Here is an 11,651-nt window from a genome sequence, read left to right on the forward strand (position 1 = left end):
AACGCCGTTAATCATGCAATTTTAAGTAAAGAAACAAGTCTTTTCAGCTGAAATAATTCATTGCATTTGTTTATTAAACATGATAATATGCTAGTGTTGTAAAAAAACAGCGAATAACTCTGATTCAGCAGATGATTCAGGGCATAAGGAGAGAAATAATATGAAACAAGAAATCCATCCAGATTATAGACAAGTTGTATTCATGGATACAACTACAGGTTACAAATTCTTATCAGGATCAACTAAAAGTTCTTCTGAAACAGTTGAATGGGAAGATGGCAACACTTATCCAATGATCCGTGTTGAAATTTCTTCTGACTCACATCCATTCTACACTGGACGTCAAAAATTTACTCAAGCAGATGGACGCGTGGACCGTTTCAACAAAAAATATGGTCTTGCAGACAAAACTTCAGACAACTAATTCCATTTTATGGGATAGTCAAAGCTCTTCGAAAATTATTTTCGAAGAGCTTTTTTTGTCTGATAAAATACCAAATGGTTTTTTTATTGCTGAAATGGCAGCTGTATTTTGGGAATAAGCGATATTGTAACTGTAATTTCATCATATTGATACAGTAAAAAAGGGGATTTGTAGTACAATAATGATGACTATGAAATAAGGAGAATGTATCATGGAGCACGATTATATCTATGTTCATTTGGATAGCGTCTCTAATTCAGTTTTGAGCAAAGGAATCAGTTTTTCCAATTATAAGGAAATCGTCCAACAACCATTAAAAAACTTGCTGTTGTTGAATGCAACTAAAGATATAGGAGAGTTTGATTCATACACTGGGTTTCGGATGATACGCGGTGAACAAAAAGTAGAAGAGTTTTTAACAAGTGAAGCTTATCAAAGATATGTTAAACAAGCAGGCAACTGGATTGATTTTCAGAATTTAGAATTGTTACATGAACTGACGCCGGTAGAAATATCAGAATTATTGTACATCGCTCATGCCCATTCATCGCTGCATTCACCTTTTTATTATAAACTACAAAATAACTTTATTTTGCTGACGCTTCCTGATGGTTTCACAAAAATTTATTGTCGTGATTTAAATTTATTTTATGAGTTTTTTGCTCGAGAAATTACAAAGCGAGTGAACCAGTGTGTCAATGAAAGAAGAAAATTATTCAAAAAACAGAAAACTATTGCAATGATCCCATTTGAAATCACGCATCAATTGACCCCGCTTTTAAAAGAAGGAGTAGTGTTGTCGTTTTCTAAGATTTCTGCGAGAGATACGGTTTCGGAGATAAAGGTATACTTAGTGGAAGATCGAGTGCGCAATCTACAATCTCAAATGAAAGAAAGCGAATTGATGGCTTTACTGCTGTACAATCATGAAAAACAAGAATGGACTATCGAGGAGATGCAGACACTGGTACCGAGTTTGTAAAAAAGAGTTCATAAGCTTTTATTCGACTACAATAAGGAGATCAATTAGTTCTTACCAAACTAGGATTCTAAATAAAAATATGATACAATTACACCTGAATTAGCGACAGTGACTGATTTATAGTGATAAGTCCGAAACGTGGAGGAACAAATCATGAAAATTTTTCTTTTGTATGGCGGTAAAAGCGCAGAACACGATATTTCTATTTTAACTGCCCATTCTATTATTCAAGAAATTTATTATCAATATTATGAAGTGGAACCAATTTACATCACTCGAGAAGGCCAATGGATAAGAGGACCTATCGTACGCCAGGCTGAAGAAGTTCCTTTTGCTGAATCTTTGCGCATGGAACCTTCAGAAGACAAACAGTTCTCTATGGAAGAAACTGTTTTGTCTAAAGGTCACTTGGTCCAACCGAGCGATATTAAAGAAGAAAATGCGGTTATTTTCCCGGCTCTTCACGGACCTAATGGTGAAGATGGAACGGTACAAGGGTTGTTTGAAGTTTTGAATATGCCTTATGTAGGTGCGGGAGTACTGGCTAGTGCAGCAGGAATGGACAAGATTGTTACCAAACATCTTTTCCATCAAGCGGGATTGCCGCAAGTTCCTTACGAACCAATCTCGAAATTTGATTGGGAAAACGAAAGAGAGAAAGTATTCATTCGTTGTGAAGGATCTCTGATCTATCCAATGTACGTTAAACCAGCAAACTTAGGATCTAGTGTTGGTATTAATAAAGCTGGAAATCGAGAAGAATTAGAAGCAGCGATTCAACAAGCCTTTCAATATGATCGCAGAGTAGTTGTCGAACAAGGTGTTGAAGAAGCGAGAGAAGTAGAAGTTGCTTTATTAGGCAACGACGACATTCATGCGTCTGTTCCTGGAGAATTGCTTAAATCAGTAGATTTTTACGATTATGACTCTAAATACATTACAAATGATGTGAAAATGCAGATTCCAGCTCAATTGTCAGAAGAAACGACTGCTAAATTGCGAACTTATGCAGTAAAAGCCTTTCAAGCTATTGATGGCAGCGGCTTAAGTCGATGTGATTTCTTCTTAACCAACAATGGAGAAATCTTTGTCAATGAGATCAATACTATGCCTGGGTTTACAGCTTATAGTATGTATCCGTTGTTGTGGCAGCATACTGGGTTAAATTATGGAGATTTGATTGAAGAATTAATCCAATTGGCTTTGAAACGTTTTGAAGAAAGACAAGCTTTCCAGCAAAAGAATCGCGAAGCAATGAACTAATCAATAGAATAAAAAAGCTGAAGGGGCTTGACTAGGTATTTTCGGTCCAGCCTCTTTTTGTATGGAGGAAGAGAAATGATTTCTTTAACAGTAAAAGAAATAGCTCAAGCTTTAGGCGCATTAAATGAGACAAGCAAGTGGAATGATGTAGAAATTACAGCAGTGGGATTTGACACGCGAAAAATGGAGCCCGGGTCTTTATTTGTGCCGTTGATTGGCGAAAATGATGGACATCGATTTGTGCAAAATGCCATAACCAACGGAGCTAAGGCGGCTTTATGGAGTGCTCCTTTGACGGATGCCCCTGCAGATTTCCCGGTTATTCAAGTAGAAGATACATTATTGGCCTTACAAGAATTGGCGAAATACTACTTGAAAAAAGTGGGTCCCAAAGTAGTGGCAATCACAGGAAGTAATGGAAAAACGACTACAAAAGATATGACTGAAGCTGTTATGTCTAGTCGCTACCGTGTGCATAAGACACAAGGGAACTTTAACAACCATATTGGATTGCCCATCACTATTTTGAGTATGCCCTCGAATACAGAAGTCGTCATTTTGGAAATGGGGATGAGCAACAAAGGAGAGATCGAAGTCTTGTCTCGAATCGCAGAACCAGATGTTGCGATCATTACGATGATTGGAGAATCTCATATTGAATTCCTGGGTTCTAGAGCTAATATTGCAACCACAAAAATGGAGATCATCGCTGGAGTGAAAGAGAATGGTGTCTTAATCTATCCGGGAGAAGAGATATTACTACAAGAAAGAGTGAAAGATCTGACAGGAATTCAGTTAAAAACCTTTGGAGCTGACTCAACGAACGATTTACATCCTCTTCAAGTTAACAGCCAAATGAGAGAAACGACATTTACTGTGAATGCAGATCCGACAATTGAGATTAAAATCCCAGTATTAGGAACTTACAATGTGAACAATGCTTTAGCGGCTTTGACGGCGGGAGAAGTGCTGGGTATTCCAATTTCAAAAAGTTATTCAGCGTTGGCCCAATTCCAATTAACAAAAAATCGTACAGAATGGGATCGAGGTATCAACGGCAGTATGATTTTGAATGATTCATACAACGCTAACCCTACTGCAATGAAATTAGTAATCGAAAACTTCAGTCAATTAGAAAACAACGGCAAAAAAATCGTCGTTTTAGGAGATATGTTGGAGCTCGGTGAAATGTCTAAAGAATTGCATTTAAGCATAAAAGATTCATTAGATCCTGACTGTATAGATGAAGTTTATTTATATGGAACAGAAATGGAAGCAGTAGCAGAAGCTTTATGGAATGAAAGTCGTTTTAATAAAGATGCTGTTCATTCATTTGTTGGAGATAAAGCTCCTTTAATAGAAGAAATCAAAAACAAACTAAATAAAGAAGACTATATTTTAATCAAGTCCAGTTTTGGAACAGACTTATTGTCTGTAGTAGAATCACTAAAAGCTGATTAATCAAAAAGAAATCCTTTTAAAGAAGTGTGATAAAATTCTGACTTCTTTAAGGGGATTTTTTGATTTGTAAAGAATCTGTTTTATAGAAATGGCTGAAAAAAGTAAATAAGAAGCGCATGTGACAAATGAACTCCCTTACATTGAGTTAGGAAACGTGTTCATTGAAACATCGAGTTAAAAACATTGCTAAATAAACTTTTAAGTGATATTATTAGAAAAGTTGCAAATTAGGCAACGAATTGAGAAATGAAAACACTGAGGGTTTAAGTAACTCAGAAAAGCAGAAAATAAGTAGCTTGTGTTTACAAGCTTGTTATATGAGAAGAAGCTGCTGGCGACAACCGAGTTTAGTTGCCAGGAATTTATAAAGACTGACCATAGCAGGTGTCCTTGATGAAGATCAACATTATACCTGTTCTTTTTTTGCAAAAACTCTCTTTAGGTTTTCAAATTACGGGAGGAAAATTAGTTGAAATTTTCAGAATTAGGATTAACACCAGAATTGCTTAAAGCAATTGAAAGAATGGGATTCGAGGAAGCTACACCCATTCAAGAACAAACGATTCCTTTAGCTATTGAAGGAAAAGATGTTATTGGACAAGCTCAAACAGGTACAGGTAAAACTGCTGCGTTTGGATTGCCAATGTTGCAAAAAATCGACAATACAAACAAAAATGTTCAAGGGTTGGTTATTGCACCGACTAGAGAATTAGCTATTCAAACTCAAGAAGAATTATTCCGTTTGAGCCGCGATAAAAAAGTTAAAGTACAAGTTGTTTACGGTGGAGCTGACATTAGCCGCCAAATCCGTGGACTAAAAGATGGACAACACATCGTTGTTGGTACTCCAGGACGTTTACTAGATTTAATCAAACGTAAAGTATTGAAATTAAACAACGTGGAAACATTGGTTCTTGATGAAGCAGATGAAATGTTAAATATGGGATTCATTGAAGATATCGAAAGTATCATTCAAGAAACTCCAGCTGCACGTCAAACATTATTGTTTTCAGCAACAATGCCAGCTGCTATCAAACGTATCGGCGTTAAGTTCATGAAAGATCCTGAGCACGTTCAAATCAAAACAAAAACATTATCAAGTGCATTGATTGATCAATATTTTGTTAAATGTAAAGATTTTGAAAAATTCGATATCATGACTCGTTTATTCGATGTTCAAACGCCAGAATTGTCTATCATTTTCTGTCGTACAAAACGTCGTGTTGATGAAATTGCCAGAGGATTAGAAATGCGCGGATACCGTGCTGAAGGAATCCACGGTGACCTTTCTCAACAAAAACGTATGAGTGTATTAAAAGCATTCAAATCAGGAAGAGTAGACATCTTAGTCGCTACTGACGTAGCAGCTCGTGGATTAGACGTTTCAGGCGTAACTCACGTTTATAACTTTGATATTCCTCAAGATCCTGAAAGTTATGTTCACCGTATCGGCCGTACTGGTCGTGCTGGTAAAGAAGGTATGTCTGTATCTTTCATTACACCAAATGAAATGGGATATTTACGTACGATCGAGAACTTAACTCGTAAAGAAATGACTCCTTTACGTCCGCCTTCTGATTCAGAAGCGTACAAAGGTCAAATCAAAGCAGCGATGGATCAAGTTCAAGAACTGATTGAAAAAAATGAGTTGGAACGTTATGAAAAAGCTGCTCATAGTTTATTGGAAGAATTTTCAGCAGAAGATTTAGCAGCTGCTTTCTTGAAGAGCATGATTAAAGACTCAACTGAAATTCCAGTAAAAATCACTCCAGAACGTCCACTTCCTAACAAGTCCCACAAAGGTGGCGGCGGTGGAAAAGGTCGTCCTCGTTCGAAAGGTAAAACTTACGGAGACCGTCGTGGCGCAAAACGTCCTGACAGTCGTCGTGGAAGCAGCAGCAGCCGTGGTGGCGAAAAACGCTACAACTCTTCTGATAAACGCCAAAGCGGATCTACTGATAAAAAAAGCAGTGACCGTCGTGGATCAGGAAACAGCAAACGCGATTTCACTATCCGTCAAAAATAATTAAATTCAAAAAGGAGATGGATACTATCCGTCTCCTTTTTGAATTTTTTCAATAGTTATTAAGTGTTTTTTTTAGAAGAAACCTTTATCATAAAATATAGGTAAATAGTTCAAAAATGAAATGATTTTTTGTGATTCAATAGTGTATACTAAGGAGAAAACAAGATTAAGTAATTGAAGGAGTCTTAAATGATTATTGGGATAGGATTGGACATTACCGAAATAAGTCGTATCGAAAAAGCTTATACTAGGAAGAACACTTTTTCAGACCGAGTTTTAACAGATAAAGAGTCAGCCATTTTTTCTCAGCTAACAGGCAAAAGACAAATGGAATTTTTAGCAGGAAGATACGCGGCTAAGGAAGCTTACTCAAAAGCTGTCGGGACTGGGATCGGTAAGCTGGGTTTCAAAGACATCGAAATCTTACCGGATAAACTGGGGAAACCGGTAGTGACAAAAAGTACTTTTGATGGAAATGTTTTCTTGAGTATTACTCATACAGATTCAATCGCTGCTGCACAAGTAGTGCTTGAGAGACGAGTTTGATTTGTACTAAGAAAGGAAGAGTAACTTGGTTACTGGAGAATACCGGAACACTGCAGCAATTATCGATAAAGAAGCCATACAATGGAATATCCTTCAAGAAAGAAAACGACTAGCAGATGACGAGCTGATTTATGCAGTAGTTAAAGCAAATGCTTACGGGCACGGGGCCGTAGAAGTTGCTAAAACTGCTTTGCAAAGCGGTGTAGACGGATTTTGTGTAGCTTTACTAGATGAAGGGATAGAGTTAAGAGAAGCAGGGATTACTAAGCCGATCTTGGTTCTAGGTTTGATAGATCCGAATTATATTAATATAGCTGCTGAATATCAGTTGACAGTGACAGTTGGACGTATAGACTGGATCCAAAAAGCTGAGACTAAATTAAGAGAAAGCGAAAACGCTGAATCTGTTTGCGTGCATATGGCTTTAGACACAGGAATGGGACGAATAGGCTTTAGAACTGAAAAAGAAGTGAGAGAGTGCGAAAGAGAATTACATAATAGTACCTTTTTGAAATTAGAAGGAGTGTTTACCCATTTTGCTACCGCTGACAGTGAGGATGATTCATTGTTTTTGAAGCAGCAAAAACGATTTAATGAGTTGATCAAATCATTTGATAAAGAGCCTAAAATAGTTCATACTGCAAATAGTGCTACAACTTTATTTCATCCTAAGAACTCATCTAAATTGATTCGTTTTGGAATCGCTATGTATGGATTAAATCCTTCAGGTAATCTGATGGACCCCCCGTATCCATTAAAACCCGCTTTAAATTTAATCAGTGAACTTGTACATGTGAAAAAAGTGAACCAAGGCGATTACATCAGTTACGGTGCGACTTACCAAGCACAAAACGATGAGTGGATCGGGACAGTTCCTATTGGTTACGCAGATGGATGGTCACGTGATTTACAAGGTCAAGAAGTATTAGTCGAAGGTGTACGTTGTGAAATCGTAGGAAGAATTTGTATGGATCAATTTATGATTCGACTGCCTAAAGAATTGCCCGTTGGTACAAAAGTTGTGCTGATAGGAAAAAGCAACGGAAAAGAAATAACGGTTCAAGAGATTGCGGATAAATTAAACACGATTCATTATGAGGTGCTTTGTGGAATTTCTCAAAGAGTCAAGAGAATTTACCTTTCATAAATTGTTTGTGAATGAGTTTTGAACATTGAGTGGAATATCCAAAATTCTATTTTAATGTTTTAGATTACATGTTACTATAAGCTAAAGCTAGTTATTCCTGCTTATCGGGTATTTGGTAATCTTTAGGAGGCAAATTCATGAGCAATAAAGACTTTAAAGTGGTAGAAGTACAATTAGAAGCGGATGTTTATGAACAAGTACAAGAGTACTGCGCTTTGGAGAATCTAGGAGAAGAAGAACTGGTTAGTTGTTTTATGACAAGGTTCGTTAAAGAAAAACTAAATATAATCGATACCTTGCGCAAAGGTTATTCGGAAATGGCTGGCATAAATCTTGATATATGTAACGAATTTGAGGCATGCGAGAAAGAGGTCTTTTCCCAATACTAGCACGTGCAGGTATTGTAGGAGGAGGTAACCTATGGTTAAACGCGGGGACATATATTATGCAGACTTATCCCCAGTTGTGGGTTCAGAACAAGGCGGCATGAGACCTGTACTAGTTGTGCAAAATAATGTAGGAAATCATTATAGTCCTACTGTTATTGTGGCAGCAATTACAGCAAAGATCCAAAAAGGAAAAATGCCGACCCATGTAGAAATCTCAGCTGAAAAACATGGAATTGAACGTGACTCAGTCGTTTTATTGGAACAAATAAGAACTATTGATAAACAAAGACTCAGAGAAAAAGTCACTCACTTAGACTATGCTACTATGGAAAAAATCAATGAAGCTATGGAAATCAGTCTTGGATTAGTAGCCAAATACAGTACTTAACAATTAAATATACTTATAGCGAAGAACCCATTTTCTGAATGATTTTTATTGATGAAAAAGGTTCTTTTTTTGTTGTGGAAGGATTCGTTAAAAGAAGCTTTTTAAGAAAGATTGTTTTTTAAAATCGATGGTGTTATGATAATAAAGTTCAACTAACGTGGTTCGTCGACCATCCCACGTAAAAAAACTAGGAGGTACATCATGAAATTAAAAACTATGGTAACGAATGCTATTGTAGCAGCTTTATATGTGGCGGTTACAACGGTTATTGCCCCCCTTTCTTATGGAGCAATCCAATTCAGGGTGTCAGAAATATTTAATCATTTAGCAGTCTTTAATCGCAAATACATAATTGGGATTGTAGCAGGAGTGTTTATTGCTAATTTGTTCTCACCTTTAGGCTGGTACGATATCGTCTTTGGTACAGCTCATTCATTGATCTCTCTATTAGCGATGACAGTGTTAACAAGAAAGACAGGAAATACTTGGATCAAAATGGGAATCAACATACTTATGTTCATGTTTTTCTCGTTCATCATTGCTTGGGAATTGAAACTAGCTTTTGATGCGCCGTTTTGGTTGAATTATGTGACTGTCGCTTTTGGAGAACTAGTTGTTATGGGAATCGGAGCTCCTATTATGAAAGTATTGAATGACAAGGTCCATTTTGCTAAACGCTTAGAAGCAAAAAGTTAGTAGAAAGAAAAAAATATACCCCAAAGACCTTAGAGCCTTTGAGGTATATTTTTTATCTATCAGTCGTTGAAAAAATCAGACTTAGTTATTCAAATTCTCTTTTTCAATGATCCGGAAACCTTTTTTATCTAGAGCCGCTGAAATTTGTTCAACTGTATCCTCAGTAATTCCTGGTTCCAAGGTAATGATTGTACGACGAATCAAGTCTTCTCTTTCTACATCTAAAGTGATGCAGCTTGAAATAGAAGCATACTTGTTAATAATTTTTGCGATAATCGCTAAATCTCCTTTTTGGCCAGCAGATGCAATAGTCAAAACAAAACTTCCGTTGTCAATACTCCAAGATTGTTGTAGCATTGAAAGTAATGAACTATGTGTTAAAATACCATAGAAGTGGTTATCTTGATCAAGTACAGAAATGTAAGGCAACTCTTTAATAGTAAAGAAAATCTTGAAGAAAGAATCGTCTAAATGAACATACTTCGTAGCGTTCTTCAACAAGTGAGTAACTGGTAAAGACATATCTCCGCCATTAGCTTTGTGACGGTATATATGCATTTTATAAATGTTTCCTCGGAAAATTTTTCCGCTTTCGTCTACTATTGGAACACAGCGGTAACCAGAATTTTCCAGAATGCCAATAGCTTCTTCTAATGTAACGTCTTCGTTAACAGTTGTTAGATTTTTTTTAGGGATACAGAGTGATTTGATGAGCATTTTGCTATTCTCCTTTAACCTTTATTTAATCTTATGATACCACATTATAGAAGTTCTCAACAGCTATTTTATAGAGAAAAGTAAATTTATGTAGGATAGAAAACAGCAGTAAGCTAACTAAGAAAGTAGGATGTAACAATGACTCAAAATGAAATGATGGATCGCCCGGTTATCAATAATGATGTCCGTGAATTTTTAAGAAATGCCCAGAAGCCTTTGCCAGGAGTATTAGGAGAGATTGAAAAGGATGCTCACGAAAGAAGAGTTCCGATTATCCCTCATGAGACAGTGGTATTTTTGAATTTGCTTTTAGGACAATTAAAACCTGCACAAATATTAGAAATTGGAACGGCTATCGGTTTTTCTTCAAGTTTAATGGCGCAACATGTTGGCGAAAATGGACAAGTCACCACCATTGATCGTTATGAAAAAATGTTTCAAGAAGCTAAAGAGAACTACAAAAAACAAGGGATCACAGATAAAGTAACTCTTTTAGAAGGAGACGCTGCAGATATCCTTCCTACTCTAGAAGGGCCTTATGACATTATTTTTATGGATAGTGCAAAATCAAAATATTATGATTTCTTCCCTGAATGTATGAGATTGTTGAAAGTTGGGGGAATGCTGATCGTGGATGATGTTCTTCAAGGTGGAACTATTCTAGAACCTAAAGAAAATATACCGCGTAAAGTTCGTACGATCCATCGCAAATTGAATCTGTTTTTAGATGTCGTTATGAAGCATCCGTCAGTAGAATCTAGTTTATTGCCACTAGGAGATGGGCTTTTGCTGATTGTAAAACAAGATGAAACAGACTTTTCTTATTTACTAGAGGAAAAATAACAAACCAGTCAAAAATTTTAAATCTTTCATCTATCTTAATAAGCGTCATGATAACTGAGATAGATGAAAGATATCTTATAATGAAAATAAGATACAGCGAATGATGTGTGAGAGATAACTATACAGTAATAGGCACTCAGTAAATAAAAATCTCTTATTTATTATTGACGAACAAATAAAACTCTGTTATTATAAATAACGTTGCTGCTTATGCTATGTCAGCACGTTAAAATAATTGTTTTTCAAATTGTCGTTGACAAAAGATTGAAGAGCATGATATTATATTAAAGTCTTGAGAGCGAATAAACGACTGTGATGAATATTTATTCATTATTAGTAAATTTAATTCAAAATAGTTGTTGACAACTCTTTTAGATGATGATATTATATAGAAGTTGTAAAACAAGCATTGACCTTTGAAAACTAAACAAAGTAAGACGAACCAAACGTGTAAGGAGTTTCGGCAAGTGCCGAAACAACAACATTAGTGAATAATTATTCGCTAGCAATCAATTAATGAGCTTCAAGCATCATTAAGCAGTCACCTTCGGGTGACGACTTTATATGAGAGTTTGATCCTGGCTCAGGACGAACGCTGGCGGCGTGCCTAATACATGCAAGTCGAACGCTTCCTACCGGTGCTTGCACCGGGAAAGAAGAGTGGCGGACGGGTGAGTAACACGTGGGTAACCTACCTACAAGCGGGGGATAACATTCGGAAACGGATGCTAATACCGCATAGATCTTTTTGTCTCCTGGCAGAAAGAAG

At 36.5% G+C, this 11,651-nt stretch carries 12 protein-coding genes, 1 rRNA gene and 1 riboswitch; of the genes, 12 read left to right on the forward strand and 1 reads right to left on the reverse strand.

Annotated elements, in window-relative coordinates; all coding sequences use genetic code 11:
• Positions 1 to 160 precede the first annotated feature (160 nt).
• The 10 genes from BM137_RS10995 to BM137_RS11040 all read left to right on the forward strand — a co-directional run bounded on the left by BM137_RS10995 (position 161) and on the right by BM137_RS11040 (position 9,322).
• Positions 161 to 424, forward strand: coding sequence for a type B 50S ribosomal protein L31 (locus BM137_RS10995; RefSeq protein ID WP_092481215.1), 264 nt, complete (start codon positions 161 to 163; stop codon positions 422 to 424).
• Between the two features lie 211 nt (positions 425 to 635).
• Positions 636 to 1,406 (forward strand): hypothetical protein, encoded by a 771-nt coding sequence (locus BM137_RS11000; RefSeq protein ID WP_092481216.1) that lies wholly within the window; start codon positions 636 to 638, stop codon positions 1,404 to 1,406.
• A gap of 153 nt (positions 1,407 to 1,559) precedes the next feature.
• On the forward strand, positions 1,560 to 2,669 hold the full coding sequence (locus BM137_RS11005) for a D-alanine--D-alanine ligase (RefSeq protein WP_092481217.1): 1,110 nt from the start codon (positions 1,560 to 1,562) through the stop codon (positions 2,667 to 2,669).
• Between the two features lie 75 nt (positions 2,670 to 2,744).
• Entirely contained in the window at positions 2,745 to 4,130 is a 1,386-nt protein-coding gene (locus BM137_RS11010) for a UDP-N-acetylmuramoyl-tripeptide--D-alanyl-D-alanine ligase (protein WP_092481218.1), read from the forward strand.
• Positions 4,131 to 4,599: 469 nt separating this feature from the next.
• Positions 4,600 to 6,156: a degradosome RNA helicase CshA gene (gene cshA / locus BM137_RS11015; protein ID WP_092481219.1), complete on the forward strand. Its 1,557-nt coding sequence runs from the start codon at positions 4,600 to 4,602 to the stop codon at positions 6,154 to 6,156.
• A 189-nt stretch (positions 6,157 to 6,345) separates the two neighbouring features.
• A complete protein-coding gene (acpS, locus tag BM137_RS11020; RefSeq protein ID WP_092481220.1) occupies positions 6,346 to 6,702 on the forward strand; it encodes a holo-ACP synthase in 357 nt (118 codons plus the stop codon).
• Between the two features lie 25 nt (positions 6,703 to 6,727).
• The gene (gene alr / locus BM137_RS11025; protein ID WP_092481221.1) at positions 6,728 to 7,849 is read left to right on the forward strand and encodes an alanine racemase; all 1,122 of its coding nucleotides are present in this window, start codon (positions 6,728 to 6,730) and stop codon (positions 7,847 to 7,849) included.
• Positions 7,850 to 7,986: 137 nt separating this feature from the next.
• Positions 7,987 to 8,238 (forward strand): hypothetical protein, encoded by a 252-nt coding sequence (locus tag BM137_RS11030; RefSeq protein ID WP_092481222.1) that lies wholly within the window; start codon positions 7,987 to 7,989, stop codon positions 8,236 to 8,238.
• Between the two features lie 31 nt (positions 8,239 to 8,269).
• Complete coding sequence (locus tag BM137_RS11035) at positions 8,270 to 8,626, forward strand: type II toxin-antitoxin system PemK/MazF family toxin (RefSeq protein ID WP_092481223.1); 357 nt, start codon at positions 8,270 to 8,272, stop codon at positions 8,624 to 8,626.
• A 151-nt stretch (positions 8,627 to 8,777) separates the two neighbouring features.
• Positions 8,778 to 8,823, forward strand: a riboswitch (PreQ1 riboswitch).
• Between the two features lie 4 nt (positions 8,824 to 8,827).
• Complete coding sequence (locus tag BM137_RS11040) at positions 8,828 to 9,322, forward strand: QueT transporter family protein (protein ID WP_092481224.1); 495 nt, start codon at positions 8,828 to 8,830, stop codon at positions 9,320 to 9,322.
• 81 nt (positions 9,323 to 9,403) lie between these two features.
• On the opposite strand, the gene cbpA is transcribed toward BM137_RS11040, so the two are convergent.
• Entirely contained in the window at positions 9,404 to 10,039 is a 636-nt protein-coding gene (gene cbpA / locus BM137_RS11045) for a cyclic di-AMP binding protein CbpA (protein ID WP_092481225.1), read from the reverse strand.
• Positions 10,040 to 10,177: 138 nt separating this feature from the next.
• Between cbpA and BM137_RS11050 the strand changes: the two genes are divergently transcribed.
• Both BM137_RS11050 and BM137_RS11055 read left to right on the forward strand, forming a co-directional pair.
• Positions 10,178 to 10,882 (forward strand): O-methyltransferase, encoded by a 705-nt coding sequence (locus BM137_RS11050; protein WP_092481226.1) that lies wholly within the window; start codon positions 10,178 to 10,180, stop codon positions 10,880 to 10,882.
• Between the two features lie 560 nt (positions 10,883 to 11,442).
• Positions 11,443 to 11,651: ribosomal RNA gene (locus BM137_RS11055) — 16S ribosomal RNA — on the forward strand; the annotation flags it as partial.

Origin of the sequence: Desemzia incerta, from assembly GCF_900115825.1 — a bacterium.
GTDB lineage: Bacteria > Bacillota > Bacilli > Lactobacillales > Carnobacteriaceae > Desemzia > Desemzia incerta.